The sequence below is a fragment of the Arthrobacter sp. CDRTa11 genome, assembly GCF_026427775.1.
Taxonomy (GTDB): domain Bacteria; phylum Actinomycetota; class Actinomycetes; order Actinomycetales; family Micrococcaceae; genus Arthrobacter.
The window spans coordinates 859,803-884,195 of record NZ_CP044532.1; the positions used below are offsets into that span (position 1 = coordinate 859,803).

Sequence of the window (24,393 nt, forward strand, 5' to 3'; positions counted from 1 at the left end):
TCCAGCCGGCAGGAATCAGGCCGGCTGGAAGGGGCCGATGGTCAGCAGTTCGATGGCCGCGTTAGTGCATGCCTGGGTGGGCTGCGCCAGGAACAGGGAGGCAGTGTCTTCCGGAGGATAGATCCGGTAGCCTGCCGCATCCGTCCTGGTGCAGTCCGTGTAGTTGCCGGCATTGGTGTAGCGGAGCACCGCAGAACCAGCCTTGCCCGGAGCCAGCAGTACGTCGGCAACCGGTACCGTTTCATCACGTTTCGCGGGGGCTCCAATGGGGCCACCCGCGGCGTCGGCGGCGAGGGACACGCCGGGGAACCCCCTGAGCAGGCACGGCTCGCTGCCGGTGTTGGTGAGGATGAGGTTCATATAGACGCTTCCCGCCGCTCCACCGCCGGAGGCATCTGTGGCTGCCGAGAGGCTCCCGGCCTTGCAGAGCGCCGGCCCCGTTAGGGCGGACGTGGTGGCCGACGGCGTCTGTGGCGCAGTCGGCGATGCGGAAGTTGTGGCCGGGCTGGCGCCGCCGGTGCCGGGCTCCGTTGTCCCCTGTGTCTGCGGCTGGCTCGGACCGCAGGCGGTGAGCATCAGTGCCGCTGCGGCGATCGCCGTCGTAAAAACAAACCCGTGTAACCCTCGCTGAGACCTCATGCCCCAACCATTGCGGCCAGTGTGGCAGGAGTCAACGATGCCACGAGCAAGAATGGTGATTTGATGCCCGGATCGTGATGATCCGGGCATCAAATCTGCTGTGCGTGGGGCTGGCTAAATTAGCAGGCGTGTACCTGGCAGTCGGCTATTTGGCAGGAGGCTGGCTGAGCGCGGCCGGATCATTGTCCCGGGCCGGGCGCCTGAAGCCACGTGCCACGGCCACGCCACCCAATGCCAGTCCGCCAAGACCTGCTGCGAGGCTTGCCCAGCTGCGGGCTTCCACTCCGCTGTCCGTCACCACAGAGGCCTGTTCGGTATGGGACGTTTGAGCCGCGCTGCCTTCATGCCCTTCCGTGGCGGCGCCCGTGATGGTGATGGAAGGTGCCGGTGCCTTCAGCGAATGCGGGTCCTGGCCGTCCTTGGCGATCTCGGACCAGTCCGTCTGCCCGGTTTCACATGTCTGCAGGGTAGGGAAGTGGAGCGTAGTCCCGGCTGCATCGGGCAGTTTCAGTGACAAGACCAGCGCGTCCCGGAGCTCGTCGGGCAGCGGAGCCTTGGCCGTATACACGATCTGGCTTGTCCGCTTGGTAATGGAGGTGCCGTCGGCCAGCTTCCGCGGTTCAGCAAGCTGTTCGGTGACTTTCTCCACCGTCCAGTTGGGGTTCACCGTGGGTTGGGCGTCGTTGAGCTCAGCCGGCAGCGTGATGGCCACCTTGGTGGTTCCCGATTCGTCGCAGCCGTGCGGGATGCCGAAGGTGAGCAGGGCGTACGAGTTTGCTGTGGTCTTGTCCGGTGTGATCCCCACATGGGCGGAGGCGCCGGCCGCTGCGGCCAGCAGCAGGGCTGCGGTGCCGCCTGCGGCTGCAGCGGCAGTGAGGGTACGGCGAAGGAAGGGGGTGTTCATGGAATTGCCTTTCGGTCGCATGCGCCGGTATTCGGACATGCGGAAATACGGTAAAACCCGTCAAACCGTTGCGGTGCGGGCTCGGTCAGGAGAGGGCGACGGCGAAAGGCGGGCCGCGCCGGCTGTCTTGCCTGAGATTCCGCCAGCGGGGTGAGGATGGAACCGTCCCAGGACGGGTCACCGCCGGTGGGGGACCGGCGTCGGGCATTACCGCTTGGGCGAGCTGGATAAGGGGGCCGAGCCACGCGGCAAGGGCCCAAAGGGCGGACTCGCCCTTGGCGAGCAGCAGTGCGCATCCTGCGGTGGCAACGGCGTGGGCCAGCAGCATCGCCAATCCGGCCGCGGAATCAAGTTGATGGGGATGGCCGGTCATACCCTCGAGGACAGGCGGAGCGAGACCAGGAGAGTGGCTGCCGTGCGCGCCGGCCACAGTGCCGCCGTCCGCCGGCGCCGGCCCGCTGAAGGCGGTGAAAACCTCATGCAGGATGACCTGTCCTGTTCCCAGGACTGCGATCATGGCCGGAAGGTTCAGCCGGAGCCGTGTTGCGCTGGTGGCGGCGAGCCCGGTCAGGGCAAACACGGCCAGCAGGATGCCAAAGCCCGGGAGCTGGCCACCGGCTGCCACGTGGGCACCGGCCGCCAGTGTCAGGATGCCTGTGGAAAGGGCGGCGGCACGGAATACGTGAAAGGGAGCACGGGCACGGTGGGTGCGCACGGATCCTCCCTTATTTGCTGTCTGTCTTCCGGTGCCACCTCGAAGGCAGCCTTCAAATTCTACCGGTCATTCGGAGCCCAAAGGCATCCGGATGGGCCATCAGGCAGAGGTACCGCCTGCGAGCAGTTCGGCCAATACGGCCGCGGCCGAGTCGTGCCGGATCAGTGCCGCGGACTGTCCGGCCCAGAGCGACATGAGTTCCGTGTTGCCCTGGGCGGCTGCCTCCGGGCGGAACCTGCCGGTCAGCCAGTTCTGGGCCGGGAATGGTGCGATTCGCGCCGGATCAAGGTCCGCAATGATGCGGTTGGGGATGCCGCGGGCCAGCCGGCCGCTGAGGACGCGTGTGAGCACAGTTTCCCGGGCAGCGGGGCTGTGCAGGATTTCGCGGTAGGCGGGAACTGCGGCTGATTCCCTGGTGGCCAGAAAGGCTGAGCCGACCTGGACAGCGTCGGCGCCAAGTGCCATGGCTGCCGCAAACCCGCGCCGGTCGGCGATGCCACCGGCAGCGATGACGGGGATTCGGACGGAGTCTGCCACCTGCGGGACCAGCGCGAAGGTCCCCACCAGGGAGTCCTCCGCCGGCTTCAGGAACGAGACCCGGTGGCCGCCCGACTCCATGCCGCTGGCCACCACGGCATCCACGCCGCCGGTTTCCAGGGCCACCGCTTCGGCCACGGTGGTGGCGGTGCCCACCACAACGATTCCGCGCCGGTGAGCCGCCTCGATGATCTCGGGGGCGGGGACGCCAAAGACAAAACTCACGACGGCGGGTCCCGCTTCCAGCGTGGCCTCCACCTGCTCGCCGTAGTCAGGAAGGTACCGTGCCGGCATTTCCGGCAGCGGGAGGTCCAGTTCGTCGAAGTAAGGGCGGAGGATGCTGACGTACCTGTCGAAGGCAGCGGCTGTGAGCGGCGTGTCCTCGGTACCGTCGGGTACCCACAGGTTCAGTGCGAACGGCTTGGCCGTGGCGTCCTTAAGCTGTGCCGCAGTTTTGTGGATGGCCTGGGCGTCGTATCCATAGAGGCCATATGAGCCAAGCCCGCCGCCCTCGCTGACAGCAGCGGTGAGCTGCACGGAGGAGACGCCGCCGAAGGGCCCCAGCACCACCGGCACCTCTGTTCGGAACAGTTCCGTGGCCCGGTTGGGGCGGGAGGAGAGATTCTGTTCTGGCGTCATGTTGTCACTCCGGATCCTGGCGGCTGGATGTCCGTTCCAGTCTTACAGGGGTGAGGCCCCCGCCCAACTCAATCCGTTTCCGGGCCTGAGCAGTAGTGGCAGTCCTCGGGGCAGCAGGCGGCTGCGGCCTGGCCGCTTCTGCCCGCCATCACAGCCTCGGCTACCCGGACATCGTCCCAACGGCCAGGGCCTCGGACGCGATTCGTCGTTGAAGTCACGGTTGTTCCTCTAAGCTCGGTTGCCGGCACGTCCGGCCGGTCCATTTCATCCAACCCCAACAGCCTGTGTCCGCTCAATGGCGGAAGTGACCAGCCACGGCGGGAACGTTTGTGCAGGCCTCCAACGGACTCCAACTGGCTTATAGGCGGGGCCAAGGAGCGGCGCTAGACTGCTGGCGTAAGCCGCCACCTACCTCAGGGAGAACATCATGAACTACTCAGGGATGGGCAACGAGAAAGCTACGCCGGCCAGCGAGCTCAACAGGACCCACGTAGGGCACACTGTCAGTTTTGAGCCCGACGAATTTACGCTGGTCTTCGGAAAAATCGCGGCAATAGCGCGTAAAGAGGGCAGCGTCACCATCGCGCTGCAGGGCGTGGACGGCAGTGGGGGCCTGCAGTCCAGCTACAGCCTTCCCGGCAGCCAGCTGGTCTACCTCCAGCCCGACATGCTGACGAACACCGAGTCGACCATCAAGGACATCTTTGGCAAGGTCCAGGAGAACCTTCGGGGCGGCCTGAAGGGTGACGACAAGACAGACAAGATCTGACCACAGCAATCTTGAGCAAATCCACTGCCATCCATGGGCTAAGGCTGAGCTTGGATGGCTACCGTGAGTGCACCAGCGAGACGAAAGGTGCACTCACATGACAATCATTGAATACTTTTCAGGCTTAGCCATCATGCTCGGCAGCCTGGCTGCCATGTTGGGACTGCTGGCGGGAGTGGTCCGCTACCGGTCTGGCCACCAGGGCTCCTGAGCCCGCTGCAGTTTTATCTGGGGTTATCTGAAGGAGACTGAATAGCCATGGCTCAAGACGAGTTCAGGACGCGGCTGGATCAAGTGGAAGAGCTGTACCGCCATCTGATCGCGTTGCGGGAGGACGCCAAGGGCGGCCATGGAGCCGGCAGCGAGGAGCTTGTCCTGGCCGAACTGCGGCTGGACAACGCCTGGCATGAACTGTACGAATTCATGGATCTTCCACTTTCACGGGATGTTGGAGCCGCACCGAAGCCGGAGTAGTTGCCCCTAGCGTCGTCTATCTGCCTCCGCTCCGGTCGTGCCTGCGCGCCGGGAGGGCCCGCCGCTCGTCAACTGCACGTAAGGTTTGATGGACAACGCCTGGCGAGACTGTGAATCGACACTGTGTTCCCAACAACTGTGCCCTTTCCACACGTGCCCGCTGGCGTTCACGGATCGGACCGGCGCCTGTTCATGGCGGTCTGACACATCACACAGGGGGAACAATGACAGTATTGCTGATCGGCGGCGCCGTACTTGCGGCCCTGCTCATCGCGGGATTCATCTTTTACACTTCGAGCATCCGGTTCGCCAAGCCGAATGAGGCCATGCTCATCACCGGCAAGAGCGACCCGAACACCACCGATGAAACGTCCGATGACCAGTCCCGCGTTATCATCAACAACCGGGCCTTCGTTAACCCGATCACAGAACGCGTCAGCCATATCTCGCTGTCCTCGCGCCAGGTCGAAGTCACCATTGAAGCCATTTCCAACAACGGTATCCAGCTCAAACTGGCCGGCGTTGCACAGGTGAAGGTGGGCGGTGACAAGATCTCCGTCCGCAAGGCAGCCCAGCGATTCCTTGACCAGCAGGACGCGATCGATCACTACACGCAGGAAACCCTCTCGGGTTCACTGCGTTCCATCGTGGGCACCTTGAGCGTTGATGCGATCATCAAGGACCGCGCGCAGTTCGCAGCATCAGTGAAGGAAGAAGCCGAGCACTCCATGACCAACCAGGGTCTGGTGATCGACACCTTCCAGATCAAGTCTGTTGACGACGCCGGCGGCTACCTGAAGAACCTGGGGCGTCCCGAGGCTGCCCTGGTTGCACGGAACGCAAGCATTGCCGAAGCCAACTCCCAGCGTGAGGCCGCGGAAGCGAAGGCGCTCGCGGATCAGAAGACCGCTGAAGCCGAGCAGAAGCTGGCTCTTCGCCGCGCCGAGCTGAAGCAGGAAACGGATGCCCGCCAGGCCGAAGCTGACGCCGCTGGTCCGCTTGCCCATGCCGACCAGCAGCAGGCGATCATCCTGAAGAATCAGCAGGTGGTGGCACGCCAGGCGGAGCTTCGTGAAAAGGAACTCGACATCGAGGTCCGCAAGCCCGCAGACGCTGCCAAGTACAAGGTCGAAACTGAAGCAGCGGCTGATCTTTCCCGCCGTACCCGCATCTCGGAAGCTACCAAGGTCGAAGCGGCCGCTGAATTGGAAACCCGTAAGCTCAAGGCCGCCGGCAACGAGGTTGAAGCGAAGGCCTTGGCAGCGGCCAACACCGCCAAGGGCAACGCCGAGACGGAGATCAACAAGATTCGCGGCCTTGCCGAGGCTGAGGTCACCAAATCCAAGGGCATAGCAGAAGCTGACGTCATTGGCCTCCGTGGCCGGGCCGAAGCTGAAGCCATCGAGGCTCAGGCCAAGGCGTACAGCGAGTTCAATGAGGCCGCCATCCTGAACAAGCTCCTGGAGGTCCTGCCGTCCATCGCTAAGGAAATCGCGGCCCCGATGAGTGCCATCAGCAACATGACAGTCATCTCCAACGATGGCGCCGGCCAGATGAGCAGGAACGTTGCCTCTGGTGTTCAGCAGACGGCGCAGATGCTCAAGGACACCACCGGGTTTGACGTGATCGAGATGCTTAAGGGCTTCGGCGCCTCAACGCCGGCGGCAAACACCCCGGCCGCCGGAAATGGTGCCATCAAAGAACCGGCCCGCACCGGTGTGGTCAATGCGGCGTTGAAGGACGAATCAGCGGAGTAAGTCTCCCCAAAAGACGAATTCCCCCGGACAGAGGCCCGTCCGGGGGAATTCGTCATGATGGCTGGGCTTTTCTTGAAAACCCATTCGCGGTGACGGTGGGATTTGAACCCACGTTGGCTTTGACACCAAACAACATTTCGAGTGTTGCACCTTCGGCCGCTCGGACACGTCACCAACCCATATAGGCTACCGGAGCATGGCTCGCATCCCCAAAACGGCAGCCTGCCCCGCTAAGGCCTGGCAAGGTTCACGGGCGGAAGTGGGGCCACAAGTGTCCGTTCGCGCTGTCAGGCTTTGTCCGGAAAGCCGGGCGGGACTAGATTCGTAAGCAAGATGACTAAATCAGGCGAAGCAGCGCAGGCAACCGCATATTGGACCACGGGTCCGGAGCATGGCGAACTCCGCACCGAGGAGCTGCCTGCCCTGGGGCCGGGCCAGGCTCTGGTCCGAACGCTCTATTCCGGGATCAGCAAGGGCACCGAAATTGTGGTGCATAAATGTTCGGTCCCGCCGCGGGTTGCCGAGGAGATGCGCGCCCCGCACCAGGAGGGCTCGTTTCCGTCACCCGTGAAGTTCGGCTACCTGTCGGTGGGTGTGGTGGAGCAGGGGCCCGAGGACTGGGTGGGCCAGAAGGTGTTCTGCCTGAACCCGCACCAGGACAGGTACGTTACCGCCACCGATGCCCTGACCAGGATCCCCGACGGCGTTCCCGCCCGCCGCGCTGTCCTGACCGGCACCGTGGAAACCGCCGTGAATGCCCTCTGGGAGGCTGGCCCGCGGCTGGGCGACCGGATCGCCGTGGTTGGTGCCGGCCTGGTGGGCGGCATGGTGGCCACCCTCCTGCGTACCTTCCCGCTGTCCCGCCTCCAACTGGTGGACCTGGATCCTGAACGGAAGCACCTCGCGGACCGGCTCGGCGTGGACTTCGCCCACCCGGATGACGCGCTGGCCGACTGCGACATCGTGTTCCACTGCTCGGCGTCCCAGGAGGGCCTGGAACGCAGCATGCAACTGGCCGGCGACGAAGGCGACATCATTGAGATGTCCTGGTACGCCAACCGTGAGGTGACGCTGCCGCTGGGCGAGGACTTCCACGCCCGCCGGCTCTCCATCCGCGCCAGCCAGGTGGGGGTGGTGTCCCGCGCCAGGCGCCACCGCCGGACCACCGCCGACCGGCTGGACCTGGCCGTCTCGCTGCTACAGGACCCGGTGTTTGAGGCATTTATTACCGGCACGTCGCCTTTCGCCCAACTGCCGGACGTGGTGCAGAGCCTGGCCGACGGGAAGCTGGAAGCACTGTGCCACGTGATCGAATACCCCGGCGCCGGGGACTCCCAGCAGAACACAGACTCCGCAAAAGCCACCGACCCTGAAGACAAGAGGTAGCCCATGTTCAGCCTGACCGTCCGTCGCCATTTCATGATTGCCCACAGCCTCCCGCGTGAAGCTTTCGGCCCGGCCCAGGCCCTGCACGGGGCAACCTTCGTGGCCGAGGTGGCCTTCCGCCGTCGGGCCCTGAACCAGGACGCTATCGTGCTGGACATCGGGGCGGCCGGCACCATCATCGAGGGGGTGCTGGCAGGGCTGAACTACCGCAACCTGGACGAGCATCCTGATTTCGACGGCAAACTCACCACCACCGAGGCGCTCGCGGAGTACATCGCCCAGTCCGTCGCTGCACAGCTTAAGGGCGACGACGACGGCCGCGAACTGGCCGGGATCGACGTCACCCTGCGCGAAAACCCGGACGCCTGGGCAACCTACACGCTGGACATGGCCGGCTGATACCGTGCTCAGCCTCCGTCTCCTGGTGCCCGCCAATATCCGTCACCACTCCGGCGGCAATGCCTATAACGCCCGGCTCGTGCAAGGGTTGAGGACGCTGGGCGCCCGGGTTGAGGTGCTGGCGGTGGAGGGTTCCTGGCCGGCAGCCAGCGCAAAGGAACGACGGCGGCTGGGGAGCCTTTTGGGAACCTGGGAGTCTTCCGCGGAAGCCACCCCGGGATCGGTCACCATGGTTGACGGACTGATCGCCTTGGGCGCTCCGGACGAACTCGAGTATGCAGCTGCTGCCCGAAGGCCGGCATGGGTTCTGCTGCACATGCCGTCCGCCGGCCATCCGGAGAGCGAGGCCCGCGCCCTGCGTGCAGCCGCCGGAGTGATCAGCACCAGCAGTTCCACCGCTGCCGCCATCAGGTCCCTGCACGGACTGGCGGAGGGCTACGTTGCACTGCCCGGAACGGACACGGCGCCCGTGGCGGAAGGCTCGGACCCGCCGCACATCATCGTGGTGGCGGCGCTCTTGGCCAACAAGGATCAACTGCTGACCGTGGAGGCCCTGGCACGGCTTCAGGACCTGGCATGGACAGCGTCGTTTGTGGGTTCTGACAGCGCCGATCCGGAGTACGCGGAGCTTGTGCGGGCGGCCGTCGCTGCCCGCGGGCTCCAAGACCGGCTGCAGATTACAGGCCAGCTGACGGGAGAGCCACTGGACGACGAATGGAACAGGGCCGACCTGAGCCTGCTGGTGTCCCGGGCCGAAGCTTTCGGGATGGTGGTCACCGAATCCCTCGCCCGTGGCATACCCGTCATTGTTCGGGAGGGAACAGGGGCCATGGAGGCGCTGACGCTCGCAGCCCGCGCTGCAGGGGAGACCAATGGCGCCAGCGGCGCACTCCCCAGTACCGCACTGCCCGGCACCGCACTGCCCGGCGCCGCCGTCGGCCCACCCAGCACCCCCGACCTCCAGACGCTCGAAGCCGGAACTCTGACAGCCACCAACCCGGAGCCGCTGGCCGCTGCCATCCGGGAATGGCTGGAGGAACCGAGGCTCCGCGCCGCCTGGCGGGCGGCCGCGCTTGCCTCCCGTGAACGCTTGCCGGGGTGGGAAGCCACAGCCCGGACGGTGCTGGAAACCGTGGCGGCACCCGGGGAAGACTGACGCTGGCTAGAGTCGGGTGCGGTGCCCGGCGAAGAATTCCCTGAGCAGCGCACCGCATTCGTCCTCCCGGACACCCGCGTAAACCTCTACCCAATGGTTGAGGCGGCGCTCCCGGAGCACGTCAAACACTGAGCCTGCCGCGCCCGCCTTCTCATCCCACGCGCCAAAAACCACCCGGGGGATCCGGGCCAGCACCACTGCACCTGCGCACATGGCGCATGGTTCCAGGGTGACCACCAGCGTGCAGTCCGCCAGCCGCCAGCCGTCCGCGGTACCGCCGTCGTGCAGGGAGAGTTCCCGCAGCCGGTCAGCCGCCTGGCGAATTGCGACGATCTCGGCGTGGGCGGTGGGGTCTCCGAGGGCCTCCCGCTGGTTCCGCCCCGAACCCAGCACCGCGCCGTCAGGCCCTATCACCACGGCGCCAATCGGCACATCCTCGGTGGCGAGTGCCCGCCTGGCCTCTGCCAGGGCAAGGCCCATCCACTCGCTGTATTTCTTTTGTGCGGGGACCATGGCTCAATGATAGTTTCGAAGGATATCCAGGCTTGCAAGCACCTACGTCGGGAGGCACCGTGGACACCCTCAAAGACCGCTTTGCACTATGGGTTTTGCCGTACGCTGCCTTGTGGATCACGCTTCTGGTGGGTGGCGCCCTGGTGGTCACTTTAGCCTTGCTGGGTGCCGAGGTATACGCCAACGTGGTGGACGATGAGGGCCTGGCATCCCTGGACCTGCCCGCCCTGGAACTGTCCCAGCAACTGCGGACCTCGGACTTGAACGCGGGCGTAACGGCGTTCACCAACGTTGGCGGCGGAATCGGGATGCCCATCGTGGCAAGCGTCCTGACGGCCTGGCTGACCTTCCTGAGCCGGACCTGGCGGCCCATCATCCTGGTGGGCGGCGCGGCAGCGGTGTCAACCCTGGCCACGACCGTGGGCAAGCGCCTGGTGGGCCGGACCCGCCCGGACCATTCGGAGGCTGTCCCGCCCTACGAAACCTCCCCGTCCTTCCCCAGCGGGCACACCCTCAACACCACGGTGGTCATCGGAGTCCTGGTGTACATCATGTGCCTGCAGTTTGAGGTCCTGTGGGTGCGCATCACGGCCATCACCGCCGGTGCGCTTTTTATCATCGCCATGGGCCTGAGCCGGGTCTTCCTGGGCCATCACTGGATGACCGATGTCCTGGCCGCCTGGTTCCTGGGGCTTGCCTGGATGGCGCTGGTGATCTTGGCGCACCGGCTGTTCCACCTGACCCGGAAACGCGAACATGCCGGCCCGGCGCCCACGTTTGAACATCCCGCCCTCCGGGAGGACCACAGCGGCGACGAACCTGTCACGGAAGACTCGGCGGAGCGCGGCGCAGGCACCGGTTCTCCGGGCAAAGGCTCTTCTGCCGGGTGATAGTTTTGACCAATGCGCACTCTCGTTGTGGACCACCCGCTGGTCGCCCATAAGCTCACCGTCCTGCGGGACAAGAACACACCGTCCCCTGTTTTCCGGCAGCTGACGGAAGAGCTGGTGACGCTCCTCGCCTACGAGGCCACCCGCGAAGTCCGCACCCAGCCCGTCACCATTGAGACGCCGGTCAGTACCGCAGTTGGTACCGCGTTTACCAAGCCGACTCCGCTGGTTGTCCCCATCCTCCGCGCAGGCCTCGGCATGCTGGAGGGCATGACGAAGCTGGTTCCGACGGCGGAAGTGGGCTTCCTGGGCATGGCCAGGGACGAGGAAACCCTTGACATCATCACTTATGCCGAGCGGCTCCCGGAGAACCTCACTGGCCGGCAGATTTTTGTGCTGGATCCCATGCTGGCCACCGGCGGCACCCTGCGCGAGGCCATCAAGTTCCTGTTCAAGCGCGGCGCCTCAGACGTCACCTGCATCTGCCTCCTGGCCGCCCCGGAAGGCCTGGCGAAGCTGGAGGAGGAACTCTCCGACGCCAACGTGACCATTGTCCTGGCTTCCATCGACGAGAAGCTGAACGAGAAGTCCTATATCGTCCCGGGGCTCGGAGACGCGGGGGACCGGCTGTACGGCATCGCCGGCTAGCGTTCGGGTTAGCCGCCGAACGCATATGGGGCAGGATTGAGGCATGACCATTCCCACGCCTGCCGATACCCGCACCCTCACCTGCCGCGCCGTGCTCTTTGACATGGACGGAACATTGGTGGATTCGACCGCCATTGTGGAACAGGTGTGGAGCGAGTTTTCCGCCCGCTACGGGCTGGACTTTGCCGAGATCCTGCGCACATCCCATGGCGTCCAGGCGGGCGACACGGTGCGGCGTTTTGCCCCGGCGGGAGCCGACGTGGTGGCCCTCACCGCCGAACTCGGCGCTGCCGAACGTGTCCGGACGGCAGGCATTGTTGCTTTGCCCGGAGCCGCTGAGCTGCTGCGAATACTTCCCGGCGACGCCGTGGCGCTGGTGACCTCGGCCGACCGTATCCTGGCGGACATCCGCATGGAGGCCGCTGGCCTTGCCATGCCCGCCACCGCCGTTACCGCCGAGCTGGTGACCAGGGGCAAGCCCCATCCTGAGGGTTACCTGCAGGCCGCCGGACTCCTGGGAGTGGAACCTTCGGATGCCCTGGTGTTCGAGGATGCGCCTGCCGGAATTGCTGCCGGGCTGGCTGCGGGCATCCGCACGGTGGCGGTGGGCCCGAACACCGGTCCGCTGCCGGACGGCGTGCTGCACATTTCCGACTACAGCGACGTTTCGGTTGCCGTGGAAACAGACGCAGCGGGCGCGAGGGTCATTTCTTTCCGGCTTTGAGGTCTGACACCACCTTGGCTATCCGGCGGGCCCTGGTTTCCGCCGTCTTCGCCTCCGCCAGCGGTTCAACGTACCGCCGCTGGGTGCTGTAGTTCAGCGTGGCATAGAATGCCTGCGCCTCGGGTTCGGCAGCGAGGGCGGCGGCAAGATCGTCCGGAACCTCGATGACGCGGGGCTGCGTGTCCAGCTCAACGTCCACCTCAACGGTGTCGCCGGCCGAAACCCCGGTGAGTTCCCGGTTGGCGGTGCTCACTCCAACCATGTTCTGCCCGCCCATCACGGCGATGCTGCTGCGGTAGCTTTTGCCGTTGATGGTCACCACCACCGGCGGCTTCCTGCCGGCGCCCAGCGCGCCGACAACTTCCTCCGGAACCTCAATGGCCGCCTTGTTGCCGCTGCCCAGGATGGTGGTGGTGAATTTCATGGTCCCAGTATCCCGCCCCGGCCCTGGGTGTCACCAGAAAGCCACTTGTTTTGAGCGGGCCAAAACCTGCCGGTTGCCTAGTACCAGTTGTTCGACAGGTGGAAGTTCAGGGCACCACATGGTGACTGGTAGCGCTCCTGGATGTAGTTCAGGCCCCAGTTGATCTGCGTGCGGTAGTTGGTGAGGTAATCTCCACCGGCGCTCGCCATTTTCTCGGCGGGCAGTGACTGGACAATGCCGTACGCCCCGCTGCTCGGGTTCATCGCCGTGGTGGTCCAGTCGGACTCCTTGGTCCAGAGCGTCTTGAGGCACTGCATCTGGTCAGGTGCCCAGCCATACGATCCCAGCTGGCTGGCCGCGTAGGCCTGGGCTCCCGCGGGATCATTGACGGCAACAACAGGCGCAGGAGCAGGCTCGGGCGCCGGGGCCGGCGCCGGGGCGGGTGCCGGTGCGGGCTCGGGGGCAGGCGCTGGTGCCGGCGGAGCAACCTCGGCAGGGGCGGGAGCGGGAGCGGGCGGCGCCTGGACCTCGGTCTTCTCGACGCTCAAATCGGAGTCAGCGGGAGCTGCGGCGGGGGCGGATTGGGACTCGACGGCCGACACCCGGGTGATGGATTCGGACGCCTGGCCGGCGGCGCCGACTCCCACCAGCAATGCACCGGCGGTGACAAGAACGGCTGTGCGCTTGCCCAGGGAGGGTATTTTTGCCAGCCTGGACATGGTGGCGGCGGGCCAGGCTGCCACCGTCAGGCGGAGCTTGTGACGGCCGTGGGATTCGGACTGCCCGGTTTTAGGGCGTGGTTCTACCTTGAATTCAGACATGATGGATCGCCTCTCACACCTGCGGAGTTAGCTGTCGGGTTCGGATGAGGGCATCCGGCCACACGGAAAATCACGTGCTGGCTTAACCCCAAGGGCATTCACTGCCCGGGACTGTGGGTCCCCCGCCTCTGCCTGGTCAAGAAGAATCCGGGAAGCGGCAGAGCTTGGCGTCATCCGGAATATACGGCCCGAACGGGAACCGCACCCCATCGACGGTACAGGAGACTGCCGCTTAAGTCACATTTAGGTAACAGAGATCACGACGACGGTGTGTTGGCTTGCGCTTAGCGGGCAATGATGGGAAGTCGCAAGCTGAACTCGGTGAAGCCCGGTTGTGACCTCACCGTTACCGTTCCGCCGTGCGCCTCCACGATTGACTGGACTATCGCCAAGCCCAGTCCGCTGGTTCCTTCCGAAGCCGCGGGACCTGATCCAGGTGCGTTGCCCGCACGGGACGCGTCTGCGCGGGCGAACCGGGAGAAAACCTGGTCCAGGAACTCCGTCGGGATGCCACCGCCGTCGTCCGTTACCGTTACGACGGCGCTGCCGTCAGGCGACGTCGTGACCCCGGTGACAACAGTGGTGCCGGGGGCCGTGTGCTTGCGGGCATTGGAAAGCAGGTTCACCAGCACCTGGCGAAGCTGCGGCGCATCGCCGTTGACCAGCACGGGCTCGTCGGGGAGTTCCAGGTGCCAGTTGTGGGCAGGAGCGATGACCTTCTCGTCGCTGACGGTCTCGATGACCAGTTGCGTGAGGTCAACCTCGGCAAGCTTCAGGGACTGGCCTGCGTCCAGCCTGGCGAGCAGGAGCAGGTCCTCCACCAGGGTGGTCATCCGTTCGGACTGGCTCTGCACCCGGGCCAGCGACTTCTGGCCGTCCGGAGTGAAGTCCTCGGTCATCCGCATCAGTTCGGTGTAACCGCGGATGGCTGTCAACGGGGTGCGGAGTTCATGTGAGGCATCGGCGACGAACTGCCGCACTTTGGTTTCGCTCTGCTGCCTGGCCTCCAATGCCCGGGCTACGTTGTCCAGCATGAGGTTGAGGGCATGCCCGACGCTGCCCACTTCAGTCCGGGGATTGGCGTTCGACGGCGGGACCCGCACCGCGAGGGCTACCTCGCCGGCGTCGAGGGGAAGCCGGGAAACGCGGGTGGCAACTTCGGAGAGCTGTTCCAGCGGTTGCATGGTGCGCCGGATCAGCACAGTTCCTGCCAGTCCGATAAGCACCAGGCCGCCCAGAGACACAAAGACAAAGGTCCACACCAGCGATGACAGGGTGCTTTCCTTGCCGGCCAGGGGGAGTCCCGTGACCAGGACATCGCCGAACGAGGTTTCCTCGGCCACCAGCCTGTAGTTGCCGTTGGACAACGTCCGGTCCACCGGATCCCCGTTGCGTGCCAAGGTCAGCAGGACCTCTTTGTCTCGGGTGGAGAGTGGTGCGCGGGTGGTGTCTGAGGCGAGGAAGCCGGCACTGTTGACCTGCCCGCCGAGGATGCGGGCATTGAGGGTGCCAACGCTCTGTCCCCGGGCGTCAAGGGGATCACGCCCGCCATTGAAGCCGCCCATCGGCGGCCTGCCGGGAGCGTTGGAGCGTTCCGCCGCCTGGCTGAGCTGGTCATCGAGCTGGCGGGTGAGGAATGAATCCATGGACGCGTAGGTGAACAGGCCCACGGCACCGCAGATGGCAACCAGGAGGGCCATGGCCAGCAGAACCAGCCGGGTGCGCAGGTGCCAGGTGCCGGGCCTCAGCCAGTTGCGGTCATCCTTGGGTGCCGGTGCCGGTGCCGGTCCCGCTGCCGATGCGGACGAGGATGAGTGCGAGGGCAAGGACACCGCCTAGTCCGCAGGCTTGATGACGTAACCGGCCCCGCGCACGGTATGGATCATGGGCGGGTGCACCGCATCCACCTTCTTGCGGAGGTAGGAGATATAGAGCTCCACAATGTTGGCCTGCCCGCCGAAGTCGTAGTCCCACACCCGGTCAAGGATCTGGGCCTTGCTGATGACCCGCCTGGGGTTTTCCATGAGGTAACGGAGAAGCTCGAACTGTGTGGCGGTGAGGTGGAGTTCGTCGCCGGCCCGCGTCACCTCGCGGGTGTCCACGTTCAGGACAAGGTCGCCCACCACCAGTTCGGCGGTGTCCATCGCGGCAACCCCGGAGCGCTGCACCAGCCGGTGCAGCCTGAGCAGTACTTCTTCCATACTGAAGGGTTTGGTGACGTAGTCATCCCCGCCGGCAGCCAGCCCAAGGATCCGGTCCTGGACAGCGTCCTTGGCGGTCAGGAACAGCGCAGGCACCACCGGCGCGAACGCGCGGATCCTGGTGAGCAGCTCAACGCCGTCGAACCCCGGCAGCATCACGTCCAGCACCAGGACGTCCGGCCGGAACTCCTTGGCGAGTTTGACGGCCTCCGGGCCGTCCGCGGCGACGGCAACAGACCAGCCGGCCATGCGCAGTCCCATGCTCATAAGCTCGGAGAGGCTGGGTTCGTCATCCACCACGAGGGCGCGGATGGGTGAGCCGTCCGGGTGGGTGAGCTGGGGAAGATTGTTGGTCATGGAATGCGAAGTGGCCATGGAACAACTCTCCGGTCTCGGGGTTGGCCCGCGCTATGGGCTTCCTGTGCGCAAGCTGTGAATCCCACCCTAGCGAGCTGGACGGCGGTGAAGGGACCGGAGCGGCGTTTCCTTATATCCCGCCGGGTTCCTCGAGAGGATCCCGGTAGGCGTTCCGCGGGAGTGGCCAGGGACGGTGGTCCGGGCCCGGGCGGGCGGCCGGCGGCTTTCCGGGAAACTTTTTTGTCCAGATTTCGGCACGGCTGGACATGATGGGGAAAGCGGGGTGGTAATTTCAGCAAATCCCCGGGCAATGAATCGTTTCTGATTTTTCCCGGAATTCATCGAATAAAATTTCCTCAACAGGGTTTTTTGACCGTCCGTTCGGGATAACATCTGTTATTTTATTCGGTCTTTAGAATCGTGATCTGGAACACATTCGCGGATTTTGTCTCAGTATGTGGAACATCTCGTCCATTGTTACTTGCAAGTTCGTATTGTTACGTTGCACACTTCTAATTGTGAACAAGTACTCAACAGCACCTGCAGACGCAGATTATTGGCCCGGCACACCCGCTGCTGTCAACATGCGCTGTTGTCGAATGCACGCCTGACCTTCCCATCCCCAGAAGTTCTTAGGCATTCGCCCCCCAGCCCAGCGTCGGGCGCCCCTCCCCTGATCTCATTGCGGGGATCCAAGCATTCGAGCCGCGATGACGGCCATTCACATTGAGGTAAGCATTCATGTCAGTTGCATCCGGATACGTCCACATCTCTGTCCGTAACGCCAGCAAGCCGGGCCAGCCTGCCGGCCTCCGCCAGGGCTTCGGCGCTCGCCCCGCGCTCGCCCCGGCAGCCCCCGGCGCCAGCTTCCCGGCTCCCGGTTACGCCCCCCAGGGCTACAACCCCAACTCCTACGGACAGCTCCGCGCCGTGCAGCCTGACGCTTCACCCATGACCGCTCCCACTCCCGTGGTGGCAGGCCCCAACACCGTCCGGCCCGTAGCCAACGACAACGTGGCCAGGGGATTTGTCCTGTACATGGGCATCGACGAGGAAACTGCCGCGGCTGCCGGAACGTCCATCGCCAAGCTCGCCCAGGAAATCCGCGCCTACGCCCAGTCCCTGGTTTCAGGTGCCGAGAGCTATGCAGCTGTTGCAGTGGCGCCGGCCAGCACCCCGGGTTCCGCGCTCGACGTCGTCCGCTCCACCTTCGGTGACCCCACCGTGAACGCACGGCAGCGTACCGAAACAGCCCGGCTCCAGCAGCCCCAGGACCCCCGTCCGTCCGGCGTCCTGATTGACCTGGCCCGCCGCGAAGTCCACCTGGACGGCGAATCCCTGAACCTGACATTCAAGGAGTTCGAACTCCTGAACTACCTCGTCGAGAACGGCACCCGCACCGTGGGCCGCGACGAGCTGCTCGAAGGCCTGTGGCGCAACGCCGAAGAGGTTCCCAACGAGCGCACCATTGACGTCCACATCCGCCGTCTCCGCTCCAAGCTGGGCCGCCTCGCCAACACCGTGCGCACGGTCCGCGGCCAGGGCTACCGGTTCTACGAGCACCCGGAAGTAGTGGTCTGGGCCGCTCCGGAATACTCGATCTAGCTCCTTAGCTGCGCACGAAAGCGCCTGTCCCTGTGGGGCGGGCGCTTCCGCTTTCGCGGGACATCCTTCGGCGCCTGCGCTCGTTCCTCACGCAACAACGGCGCTTTCAGGATGCCCCGCTGCGCTGCACCGCCCCGTAGTAGCCGCTTTTGCGCGTTCGGGCTCTCCGGGCATGTGCCTCCGCGGCTTTGGGTATATCTGGCGGGCTAGGCTTGGGGGCATGAGCGAGCACCACATCAGGCGACTGGTGATCATGCGGCATGCCAAGGCGGACTGGCCCGGCGGGGTGGCGGATCACGACCGGCCGCTGGAAGAACGCGGCCACCGTGAAGCGCCCCTTGCCGGAAAATGGCTCGTCAAGCATGGGATAGTGCCGGATTTCATCCTGTGCTCCAGTGCACTCCGGACCCGCCAAACCTGCACCTGGGTGTGCTCGGAGCTGGGGGACAAGGCCCCGACGCCGAAACTGGAGGGCGGGCTGTATGGTGCCTCCGCGCTGCGCATGCTCACGGTGGTCAACCACGTGCCGGATACCGTGACCACCCTGATGCTGATCTCCCACATGCCCGGGGTCCAGGACCTCGCCATGCACCTGGCCTCGCGTGATTCCAACCACGACGCCTACATGGACGCGGCCACCAGGTTTCCCACCAGCGCGCTGACTGTCCTGGAAACCGAAAAATCCTGGGCGGAACTGGACGGGCAGGACGCGCGGCTTACCAAGTTCAAGGTTCCGCGCGCCCACTAGCCAGTGCAGACCGCTCCAACCCGCTAGCTGGTTGGGGCGGCGGCGATCTCCTTCAACAGTGCAGCGACGTGGCGGATGCCAGGGCTGGCTGTCATGGTCCTGCGGTGCACCAAACCCACCTGGCGGACCTGGAGGGGCTTGATGACGGGTACTGACACCACGCCGGGGGGAAGGGCGGGCCGGCCAAGCCGGGGGACCAGCGCCACCACGGCCGCCTGCTCCACCAGGGCAAGGTGGGTCGCAAAGTCCGGATCATAGACCCGGATGTCGGGCACCCGGCCCAGGTCCGCGAAGATCCTGAGCAGTGCCTCATTGCAGATTGCGCCATGCGGGGTGCTGATCCAGCGCTCGTCAACAAGATCCGCGGGTTCCACTGCCTTCCGTCCGGCCAGAGGATGGCTTTGATGCACCAGGAGGTCCGCGATGTCCTCGCACAGCCACTCCAGGCTCATGTGTTCAGGGATGACCAGGGGGACGGAGTTCCAGTTGTGCACCACGCCCAGATCCGCCTCTCCGTTGGCCACCCGGGCCACCGCCTCCCGCGGGTCCTCCGCCAATACGCTGACGTCCAGTTCGCTTCCTGAAGCGGCCAGCTTCCCCAGCATGGGTCCCACCAGCCCGCGGCAGGCGGTGGAAAAGGACACCACCCTCAGGTGACCCGTTGGCTTGGCGGGATCCGCAAGCAGGGTGGACTGCAGTTCTTCCAGTTCGGCAAGGATCCTGCGCCCGTAGGCAGCGAGGGTAAGCCCGCGCTCGGTCAACAGCACACCCCGCCCGCGGCGCTCGAGTACCGCGAAGCCTGTCTGTTTCTCCAGCTTCTTAACCTGCTGGGAGACTGCCGAAGGGCTAAAGCCCAGGACTTCCGAGGCGGCAATAACGGACCCGTGCTGCTCAATGGCTGTCAGCGCCCGCAAAGTACCAATGTCAATCATGAAGTAAAGGTACATGGTCAGCGGTAGAAATCAACGCTGGTGCTTCATCCGGCTTTCTGTGAAGGTAAGAAGCGTGAACCTCCGCCATTCCTTGCTTGCCGCCCTGGTCGCCGTCCTTTGGGGCCTGAATTTCGTCGCCATCGACTTCGGCCTGCACGCCAACGGCCGCGAGGTTCCGCCGCTGTTGTTCGTCGCCATGCGATTCGTGCTCGTGGTTTTCCCTTGGATCTTCTTCATCCGAAAGCCGGACGTCAGCTGGAAGGTGATCATCGGCGTCGGGCTCTTTATGAGTGCGGGGCAGTTCGGCCTCCTCTACCTGGCCATGGCGCTGGGCATGCCGGCGGGCCTCGCGTCGCTGGTACTGCAGGCCCAGGTGCTGCTGACAGTCCTCCTGGCCGCGGGGTTCCTTGGTGAACGGCCCACCGCCCGCCAGATGGCCGGAGTTGTGCTGGGCGTGGCGGGACTTGCCGTCGTGGCAGTGGGCCGCAGTGCGGTGGCACCTGTGCTGCCGTTGATCATTGTGCTGGCAGCTGCGCTGTCCTGGGCGGCCGGCAACATCATCGTCCGCAAAGCCAGGGCTGCGTCAGGACTGGGGCTGGTGGTGTGGTCCGGGGCTGTAGTGCCGCTTCCCCTTGCCGGTCTTTCGCTGATCATCGACGGACCGGCCGCCGTCGCCGGAACATTGGTGGACCTGCAGCCGGCCACCCTCCTGAGCGCGCTGTACACGGCAGTCTTCGCGTCGCTGGTTGGCTACGGGATCTGGAACAGGCTGTTGGCGACTTACCCGTCGTCCGCCGTGGTGCCCTTCACCCTCCTGGTTCCGGTGGTGGGAATGAGCGCCGCCTGGCTGGCCCTGGCTGAGGTGCCCTCTCCTGCCGAACTGGCCGGCGGCCTGCTCCTGCTGGGTGGCGTCGCGACGGCGGTGCTCACCGGAACGGGCAGCAGGACTCAGCGCCGGGGTGCTGCCTTGCTGCCAGGTTTGGGCGCGGGTTTGGGCTTTGATGCACCCGCGGGGGCCGCTTTGCGCACCGATGATGCTGACGACGAGGGCCGCTTGGCCGCCCCAGCCGGAACCCGTGGTGTGGGAGTTCGGGAAGCAGACGCCCCCTGACTTACGCGCTGAGCCGTACTCTGACTGGTGCGTTGGCCCGGTGCGCTTTGGCTGCGGGGCCGGGCAGCGGGGCGACGTGCGGCTGTGGCGGGACGCCTCGGCGACGCAGGTGTCCTGGCTGGCATCCGCTTTCGGGATGGCCAGGCGGCGCCGGCGAACAGGACCAGCAGGGTGGACAACGACGAGGCGGCAGACAGGAAAAAGTAGTTGTCCGGATCCCCGGTGGGAAGGGGTGTGCCGAAGAACGACGGCTGGCCGGCGAAGGCCAGTTCCCACGTGCTGATGAAGGCAAGTGCAAACGCGATTGTCAGGCTGGTTCCCACGCCGGTGGCGGCGGCAACAGCGTAGCGGCGCCGGGACAGGACCTCAAAAAGAGCGGCAACGTACGCCAGGGCCACCAGCGCGAGGAAGGTGAACATCACCGGCTCTTCCAGCGTGAGTGCTGTCAGGACCAGCATGAGAAGAGCCACCACAGCCGTGATGATCGCGAGCTTTCCGCTGTTCCCCATGTGACGCATGTGCTCAATCATCCCCGAGAGGCCAGCTACTTCAGGACGTAGCCGCGCATTATCGCCATTATTGCTGCAACACTTTGGTCACGGGTCCGTTCCGGATTGTAGGTCTGGCGGTCCAGCCCCACCACAAAGCAGGCCCCAAAAATTGCCGTCTCCAGGCTCCCTCGGGAGATCCGCTCATCGACGGGCTGAGCGGCGGCGACTCTCCCCACCGCGGCGCCAATGACCTCCAGCAATTCGCCCCTGAGTACGGCAAAGGTATCCTGCCATTCACTGGGCGTGCGCCAATTTTCGCTCACCCACAACCTCGCGAAGGAGGGGTAATCATCCATAAAATCCATGGCCTGGCCAATCATCGCCTCCATGGACAGCAACGGATCCACCTCGGGCGTGACGGCACCGTTCCCCGCAGTGCCTCCGGCGTCCACGTTGCCCGCATCGAGGAGACGGTCCTTCAGAATATCGACGCCATGCCGCAGCAACTGGGCGATGAGATGGGACTTGCTGCCGAAGTTGTAGTAGATGGTTCCCTTGGACACACCCGCTGCTGCGGCGATCTCGTCCACTGTCACCCCGGCCGCACCGCGCTGGCCGATGAGTTCCATCGACGCGTCGAAGAGCCTCTGCCGGGTGGCGCCGGTCCGTTCCGGGCGAAGCTTCTTCGCGGCCGGCCCTGACGGCTCCCCATGCGCTTCCGCCGGTGGTTCATGTGGCTCCGGTGGCCTGGTGCTCATATGGCGATCTCGGGCTTAAGCGTTTTGAGCGTCCAGAACCTGTGTTTACGGACCGCCAGCGTGGACAGTCCAGCGCCCAATATTGTGTAGCCCAGAAGTCCCAGGACCGTAGGCACAATCATGGACAGATCGGCCCCATAGATCAGGTGCCGCATGCCCGTCACCACGTATCCCATGGGCAGGACCTCGTGCACCACGTGCAGCGGCTCAGGGGTGGTCTGCCAGGGGAAAGTGCCGCCGGAGGAGACCAGCTGCAGGACCAGCAGGATGAGCACCACCAGCTTGCCGGGGGATCCCAGCAGGGCAACGATGCCCTGGATGATGGCACTGAACGCCATGGCCGCTGCCAGCATAAAGAGCCACATCAGGACCGGATGCGCCGGGTTGAGTCCCAGACCAACGTTCACCACCAGCGTCAGCAGGCTGGCCTGGACCACTGATACGGCAAGGAAGGGAAGCCAGCCTCCGACGGCGATTTTCCACGCCGGTGCGTTCGATGCCAGAGCCCGCTGTGTCATGGGCCGCATGGCCTGGATCAGCATAAAGACTCCGATCCACAGCGCCAGGGTCAGGAAGAACGGGGCGAGTCCGGCGCCGTAGGAGTCGGCCTTCGCCTGCGAAACATTGCTTACCGCCACGGGATCGGCAATCACTTCGGAGAGGCTGCTTTTCTGCGAATCGTCCGGGTTGGGTACCTGCCCGGCGCCCTTGGCGATTTCGTCCGCCAGGGTCCGGGAGCCGTCCGCGGCCGTTCCCGCGCCGGTCTCCAACTGGCCCGCACCGGCGTCGAGCTTGGTTGCCCCGTCCGCCAGCTGGCCAGCGCCGTCCACGGCAGCCTGCTGTCCGGTGGCAAGCGTGGCGGACCCTGTATGGAGCTGGTCAGCGCCGCTGGAGGCCTGCGCTACCGCGTCTTTGAGCGCGGGCGTAGCCGCCGCGAGCTGCGCTGCCCCGACGCTGACTGCCTCGGAACCGTCAGCGAGTTGCTGCACCTGCGCAGCGTCGGCCTGGATTTTGGTTTTGGCGGCAGTCACCGGGCTGGAGGCGGCGGTGGCGTCGAAGTCGGCCAGGATCTTGTCAGCCTGCACCTGGGTGATGACCTCTGACGCAACCAGCCGGCTGTTGGACTCAATCACACGGGCGCGGAGGCCCAGGTCGGCCGCATCAAGCTGGGCTGCGATGTCCTGGACCTTGGTGTTCAGCTGGGCGTTGCCTGCCGCCACCTGGGCCGCGCCGTTGGCCAGTGTCTGTGAGTCGCTGGGCAGGGTGGCGGTCTTGTCCTTCAACACGGACAGCCCGCTGCTCAGCTGCCCGGCGCCGTCGGTGAGCTGGTTGGCGCCGTCGCGCAGTTTGAGTTGCCCTGCATACAGTTCGCCGGCTCCGCCGTTGAGCGCGGTGCTGCCTTGGTGCAGGGTGACCGTCCCGTCACGCAGGGTGGCCACGCCGTCGGCGAGCTGCCCGGCGCCGTCGGCGGCCTTGAGCATTTGGGCGTGGATGGTGCCAAAGCCGGTGAGCAGCTGGTTGGCGGTCTCTTCGCCCACGTCTTTGGCCACGGTGTTGTGGACGGCAGTGGTGAGCTTGTCCACGATGGTGCTGAGGAGGTAGTTGTTGGCGTCGTTGGTAGTGACATCCAGCATGGCCTGGCTCGCTGAATCGAAGCTGCCGGGCGACACCAGGTTGGTGGAGAAGTCCTGCGGGATCTTCAGGGCAAAGGCGTACTTTCCGCTGCTCACCCCCTGATCGGCCTCGTCGGCGCTGGCAACGGATTTCCAGTTGAAGACGTTGCCTTCCACCAGGCTGTCGGCCACCTTTTCGCCGGCCTGAAGTTCGGTGCCGTCACTGGTTACAGCACCCGTGTCCTCCACCACCAGGGCGGCATCAATCCGGTCCAGGTTGCCGTAAGGATCCCAGTTGGCGTAGAGGTAAACGGCCCCGTAGAGCAGCGGCACCATCACCAGTGCCAGGATGGTCAGCTTGGGCAGCAGCCCGCCGGTCATCCGCTTGAGTTCGGAGCGGGCCAGCCGCAGCACAGTCACTTTGCGTCCTCAGTTTCGAGTCGGAGTTCAATAACTTTCGCCAGAGCTGGTGTGCCCTGGGGGTGATGGATTGAGTTGCCGATGACCGCCGCAGGTCCCCGCCAGAGCGGCGGCAGGGCAGTGACGGTGGCTACGACGGCGAGTGGGCGGCCGCCGTCGTCAGCCAACTGCTCAAGGCGGGGGAGCCAGTCCGCAGGATCAGCACTGTGCCGGTCCGGGGAGTCCACCACCAGGAGGTCGGTATGCGGGTTGGCCAGGGCAAGGGCAGTGAGGAGTTCCATTCGCCGGCCGGGCGGCAGCTGCTCGGTCCACAGATCCGCGATGTCCTCGAAGCTGTTTACCTTCAGCCAAGGCTTACTGAGGAGTGCTCCGCGGTAGCGGCGGGGGATCAGCGCCAGGTCCTCCGTGACCAGGTCCCGGACGCTGAGGTGCTGTTCCGGTTCGTTCACACCGGGGGAGTCCACCAGGGCGCTGGCAAGCCGGAGCTCTTTGATGGGCCGGGTGCCGTCCCAGGCAATGCGTCCGCCGGTCGGTTTCATGCGGCCGCTGAGTGTCAGGGCCAGTGCCGTCCGCTGGTCCTGCCGGTCACCGGCAACCAGGAGCAATTCACCCCGTTTGGCCTGCAGTGAGGTGGGCGGAAGCAGATCGGTCCGCCGTCCTTTCACGTGGAGCTGCTGTACGGAGAGCAAAAAGGGCCTTTCGCAGGGGACGTCTCCCTTTCACCCTAATCGAACTGACCGGTCAGTTCAAATAGTGGAGGGC

The 24,393-nt window shown here is 65.1% G+C and carries 26 protein-coding genes, 1 tRNA gene and 1 riboswitch; of the genes, 13 read left to right on the forward strand and 14 right to left on the reverse strand.

Annotated features, from left to right (window positions below; genetic code table 11):
• Positions 1-15 precede the first annotated feature (15 nt).
• The 4 genes from F8G81_RS04025 to F8G81_RS04040 form a co-directional block, all read right to left on the reverse strand.
• Complete coding sequence (locus F8G81_RS04025; RefSeq protein ID WP_267277738.1) at positions 16-639, reverse strand: DUF4232 domain-containing protein; 624 nt, start codon at positions 637-639, stop codon at positions 16-18.
• A gap of 145 nt (positions 640-784) precedes the next feature.
• Positions 785-1,543, reverse strand: a complete 759-nt coding sequence (locus F8G81_RS04030; protein WP_267277739.1) for a YcnI family protein — start codon at positions 1,541-1,543, stop codon at positions 785-787.
• An 85-nt stretch (positions 1,544-1,628) separates the two neighbouring features.
• Complete coding sequence (locus tag F8G81_RS04035) at positions 1,629-2,258, reverse strand: hypothetical protein (protein ID WP_267277740.1); 630 nt, start codon at positions 2,256-2,258, stop codon at positions 1,629-1,631.
• Positions 2,259-2,357: 99 nt separating this feature from the next.
• The gene (locus tag F8G81_RS04040) at positions 2,358-3,434 is read right to left on the reverse strand and encodes an NAD(P)H-dependent flavin oxidoreductase (RefSeq protein WP_267277741.1); all 1,077 of its coding nucleotides are present in this window, start codon (positions 3,432-3,434) and stop codon (positions 2,358-2,360) included.
• 427 nt (positions 3,435-3,861) lie between these two features.
• Here F8G81_RS04040 and F8G81_RS04045 point away from each other — a divergent pair, with 427 nt between their 5' ends.
• The 3 genes from F8G81_RS04045 (at position 3,862) to F8G81_RS04055 (ending at position 6,434) form a co-directional block, all read left to right on the forward strand.
• Complete coding sequence (locus F8G81_RS04045) at positions 3,862-4,203, forward strand: hypothetical protein (protein ID WP_267277742.1); 342 nt, start codon at positions 3,862-3,864, stop codon at positions 4,201-4,203.
• A 258-nt stretch (positions 4,204-4,461) separates the two neighbouring features.
• Positions 4,462-4,677, forward strand: coding sequence for a hypothetical protein (locus F8G81_RS04050; protein WP_267277743.1), 216 nt, complete (start codon positions 4,462-4,464; stop codon positions 4,675-4,677).
• A gap of 224 nt (positions 4,678-4,901) precedes the next feature.
• Complete coding sequence (locus F8G81_RS04055; protein WP_267277744.1) at positions 4,902-6,434, forward strand: flotillin family protein; 1,533 nt, start codon at positions 4,902-4,904, stop codon at positions 6,432-6,434.
• A gap of 87 nt (positions 6,435-6,521) precedes the next feature.
• Here F8G81_RS04055 and F8G81_RS04060 read toward each other — a convergent pair.
• Positions 6,522-6,608: transfer RNA gene (locus F8G81_RS04060), tRNA-Ser, on the reverse strand.
• Between the two features lie 159 nt (positions 6,609-6,767).
• Between F8G81_RS04060 and F8G81_RS04065 the strand changes: the two genes are divergently transcribed.
• From F8G81_RS04065 to F8G81_RS04075, 3 genes are read left to right on the forward strand one after another with little or no spacing between them, the layout of a single operon-like run.
• The gene (locus tag F8G81_RS04065) at positions 6,768-7,820 is read left to right on the forward strand and encodes a dehydrogenase (RefSeq protein WP_267277745.1); all 1,053 of its coding nucleotides are present in this window, start codon (positions 6,768-6,770) and stop codon (positions 7,818-7,820) included.
• Between the two features lie 3 nt (positions 7,821-7,823).
• Positions 7,824-8,219, forward strand: coding sequence for a 6-pyruvoyl trahydropterin synthase family protein (locus F8G81_RS04070; protein ID WP_267277746.1), 396 nt, complete (start codon positions 7,824-7,826; stop codon positions 8,217-8,219).
• Between the two features lie 4 nt (positions 8,220-8,223).
• On the forward strand, positions 8,224-9,375 hold the full coding sequence (locus tag F8G81_RS04075; protein WP_267277747.1) for a glycosyltransferase family 4 protein: 1,152 nt from the start codon (positions 8,224-8,226) through the stop codon (positions 9,373-9,375).
• A gap of 6 nt (positions 9,376-9,381) precedes the next feature.
• Here the strand turns inward: F8G81_RS04075 and F8G81_RS04080 are convergent, their stop codons facing one another.
• Positions 9,382-9,888 carry a nucleoside deaminase gene (locus tag F8G81_RS04080; RefSeq protein ID WP_267277748.1) on the reverse strand — a complete coding sequence of 169 codons (507 nt, stop codon included), beginning with the start codon at positions 9,886-9,888 and terminating at the stop codon, positions 9,382-9,384.
• A gap of 32 nt (positions 9,889-9,920) precedes the next feature.
• Between F8G81_RS04080 and F8G81_RS04085 the strand changes: the two genes are divergently transcribed.
• Genes F8G81_RS04085 through F8G81_RS04095 form a run of 3 tightly spaced genes read left to right on the forward strand, consistent with a single transcriptional unit; the run spans position 9,921 to position 12,150 of the window.
• Positions 9,921-10,778, forward strand: coding sequence for a phosphatase PAP2 family protein (locus F8G81_RS04085; RefSeq protein WP_267277749.1), 858 nt, complete (start codon positions 9,921-9,923; stop codon positions 10,776-10,778).
• Between the two features lie 12 nt (positions 10,779-10,790).
• Positions 10,791-11,426, forward strand: a complete 636-nt coding sequence (upp, locus tag F8G81_RS04090; protein WP_267277750.1) for a uracil phosphoribosyltransferase — start codon at positions 10,791-10,793, stop codon at positions 11,424-11,426.
• A 43-nt stretch (positions 11,427-11,469) separates the two neighbouring features.
• Positions 11,470-12,150, forward strand: a complete 681-nt coding sequence (locus tag F8G81_RS04095) for an HAD-IA family hydrolase (protein ID WP_267277751.1) — start codon at positions 11,470-11,472, stop codon at positions 12,148-12,150.
• On the opposite strand, the gene F8G81_RS04100 is transcribed toward F8G81_RS04095, so the two are convergent.
• The 4 genes from F8G81_RS04100 to F8G81_RS04115 form a co-directional block, all read right to left on the reverse strand.
• Positions 12,131-12,574 carry a YdeI/OmpD-associated family protein gene (locus tag F8G81_RS04100; protein WP_267277752.1) on the reverse strand — a complete coding sequence of 148 codons (444 nt, stop codon included), beginning with the start codon at positions 12,572-12,574 and terminating at the stop codon, positions 12,131-12,133. The two genes, F8G81_RS04095 and F8G81_RS04100, sit on opposite strands and share 20 nt — an antisense overlap.
• A 77-nt stretch (positions 12,575-12,651) precedes the next feature.
• The gene (locus F8G81_RS04105; RefSeq protein WP_267277753.1) at positions 12,652-13,395 is read right to left on the reverse strand and encodes a hypothetical protein; all 744 of its coding nucleotides are present in this window, start codon (positions 13,393-13,395) and stop codon (positions 12,652-12,654) included.
• A gap of 5 nt (positions 13,396-13,400) precedes the next feature.
• Positions 13,401-13,575: riboswitch (cyclic di-AMP (ydaO/yuaA leader) on the reverse strand.
• A 104-nt stretch (positions 13,576-13,679) separates the two neighbouring features.
• Positions 13,680-15,143, reverse strand: coding sequence for a sensor histidine kinase (locus F8G81_RS04110; protein ID WP_267279117.1), 1,464 nt, complete (start codon positions 15,141-15,143; stop codon positions 13,680-13,682).
• Positions 15,144-15,230: 87 nt separating this feature from the next.
• On the reverse strand, positions 15,231-15,971 hold the full coding sequence (locus F8G81_RS04115; protein WP_267277754.1) for a response regulator transcription factor: 741 nt from the start codon (positions 15,969-15,971) through the stop codon (positions 15,231-15,233).
• A 723-nt stretch (positions 15,972-16,694) separates the two neighbouring features.
• Between F8G81_RS04115 and F8G81_RS04120 the strand changes: the two genes are divergently transcribed.
• Both F8G81_RS04120 and F8G81_RS04125 read left to right on the forward strand, forming a co-directional pair.
• Positions 16,695-17,558, forward strand: a complete 864-nt coding sequence (locus F8G81_RS04120) for a winged helix-turn-helix domain-containing protein (RefSeq protein ID WP_267277755.1) — start codon at positions 16,695-16,697, stop codon at positions 17,556-17,558.
• A gap of 220 nt (positions 17,559-17,778) precedes the next feature.
• The gene (locus F8G81_RS04125; protein WP_267277756.1) at positions 17,779-18,306 is read left to right on the forward strand and encodes a SixA phosphatase family protein; all 528 of its coding nucleotides are present in this window, start codon (positions 17,779-17,781) and stop codon (positions 18,304-18,306) included.
• Positions 18,307-18,329: 23 nt separating this feature from the next.
• Here F8G81_RS04125 and F8G81_RS04130 read toward each other — a convergent pair whose 3' ends face one another.
• Entirely contained in the window at positions 18,330-19,238 is a 909-nt protein-coding gene (locus F8G81_RS04130; RefSeq protein ID WP_267277757.1) for a LysR family transcriptional regulator, read from the reverse strand.
• A gap of 73 nt (positions 19,239-19,311) precedes the next feature.
• Between F8G81_RS04130 and F8G81_RS04135 the strand changes: the two genes are divergently transcribed.
• Together F8G81_RS04135 and F8G81_RS04140 are read left to right on the forward strand one after the other, a co-directional pair.
• Entirely contained in the window at positions 19,312-20,349 is a 1,038-nt protein-coding gene (locus tag F8G81_RS04135) for an EamA family transporter (protein WP_267277758.1), read from the forward strand.
• Positions 20,350-20,556: 207 nt separating this feature from the next.
• Positions 20,557-20,697: a hypothetical protein gene (locus F8G81_RS04140; RefSeq protein WP_267277759.1), complete on the forward strand. Its 141-nt coding sequence runs from the start codon at positions 20,557-20,559 to the stop codon at positions 20,695-20,697.
• A 196-nt stretch (positions 20,698-20,893) separates the two neighbouring features.
• On the opposite strand, the gene F8G81_RS04145 is transcribed toward F8G81_RS04140, so the two are convergent.
• Genes F8G81_RS04145 through F8G81_RS04155 form a run of 3 tightly spaced genes read right to left on the reverse strand, consistent with a single transcriptional unit; the run spans position 20,894 to position 24,320 of the window.
• Complete coding sequence (locus F8G81_RS04145) at positions 20,894-21,598, reverse strand: TetR/AcrR family transcriptional regulator (protein WP_267277760.1); 705 nt, start codon at positions 21,596-21,598, stop codon at positions 20,894-20,896.
• On the reverse strand, positions 21,595-23,631 hold the full coding sequence (locus F8G81_RS04150; protein ID WP_267277761.1) for a YhgE/Pip domain-containing protein: 2,037 nt from the start codon (positions 23,629-23,631) through the stop codon (positions 21,595-21,597). Before F8G81_RS04150 ends, F8G81_RS04145 begins: the two co-directional genes overlap by 4 nt.
• Positions 23,628-24,320, reverse strand: coding sequence for an ABC transporter ATP-binding protein (locus F8G81_RS04155; protein WP_267277762.1), 693 nt, complete (start codon positions 24,318-24,320; stop codon positions 23,628-23,630). Before F8G81_RS04155 ends, F8G81_RS04150 begins: the two co-directional genes overlap by 4 nt.
• Positions 24,321-24,393: the final 73 nt, after the last annotated feature.

Excerpts from the sequence above, each read along its gene's own strand:
- F8G81_RS04025 (WP_267277738.1), bottom strand. The coding sequence starts at position 639 with ATGAGGTCTCAGCGAGGGTTACACGGGTTTGTTTTTACGACGGCGATC.
- F8G81_RS04030 (WP_267277739.1), bottom strand. The coding sequence starts at position 1,543 with ATGAACACCCCCTTCCTTCGCCGTACCCTCACTGCCGCTGCAGCCGCA.
- F8G81_RS04040 (WP_267277741.1), bottom strand. The coding sequence starts at position 3,434 with ATGACGCCAGAACAGAATCTCTCCTCCCGCCCCAACCGGGCCACGGAA.
- F8G81_RS04045 (WP_267277742.1), top strand. The coding sequence starts at position 3,862 with ATGAACTACTCAGGGATGGGCAACGAGAAAGCTACGCCGGCCAGCGAG.
- F8G81_RS04050 (WP_267277743.1), top strand. The coding sequence starts at position 4,462 with ATGGCTCAAGACGAGTTCAGGACGCGGCTGGATCAAGTGGAAGAGCTG.
- F8G81_RS04055 (WP_267277744.1), top strand. The coding sequence starts at position 4,902 with ATGACAGTATTGCTGATCGGCGGCGCCGTACTTGCGGCCCTGCTCATC.
- F8G81_RS04065 (WP_267277745.1), top strand. The coding sequence starts at position 6,768 with ATGACTAAATCAGGCGAAGCAGCGCAGGCAACCGCATATTGGACCACG.
- F8G81_RS04070 (WP_267277746.1), top strand. The coding sequence starts at position 7,824 with ATGTTCAGCCTGACCGTCCGTCGCCATTTCATGATTGCCCACAGCCTC.
- F8G81_RS04080 (WP_267277748.1), bottom strand. The coding sequence starts at position 9,888 with ATGGTCCCCGCACAAAAGAAATACAGCGAGTGGATGGGCCTTGCCCTG.
- upp (WP_267277750.1), top strand. The coding sequence starts at position 10,791 with ATGCGCACTCTCGTTGTGGACCACCCGCTGGTCGCCCATAAGCTCACC.
- F8G81_RS04095 (WP_267277751.1), top strand. The coding sequence starts at position 11,470 with ATGACCATTCCCACGCCTGCCGATACCCGCACCCTCACCTGCCGCGCC.
- F8G81_RS04100 (WP_267277752.1), bottom strand. The coding sequence starts at position 12,574 with ATGAAATTCACCACCACCATCCTGGGCAGCGGCAACAAGGCGGCCATT.
- F8G81_RS04105 (WP_267277753.1), bottom strand. The coding sequence starts at position 13,395 with ATGTCTGAATTCAAGGTAGAACCACGCCCTAAAACCGGGCAGTCCGAA.
- F8G81_RS04115 (WP_267277754.1), bottom strand. The coding sequence starts at position 15,971 with ATGGCCACTTCGCATTCCATGACCAACAATCTTCCCCAGCTCACCCAC.
- F8G81_RS04120 (WP_267277755.1), top strand. The coding sequence starts at position 16,695 with ATGTCAGTTGCATCCGGATACGTCCACATCTCTGTCCGTAACGCCAGC.
- F8G81_RS04125 (WP_267277756.1), top strand. The coding sequence starts at position 17,779 with ATGAGCGAGCACCACATCAGGCGACTGGTGATCATGCGGCATGCCAAG.
- F8G81_RS04130 (WP_267277757.1), bottom strand. The coding sequence starts at position 19,238 with ATGATTGACATTGGTACTTTGCGGGCGCTGACAGCCATTGAGCAGCAC.
- F8G81_RS04145 (WP_267277760.1), bottom strand. The coding sequence starts at position 21,598 with ATGAGCACCAGGCCACCGGAGCCACATGAACCACCGGCGGAAGCGCAT.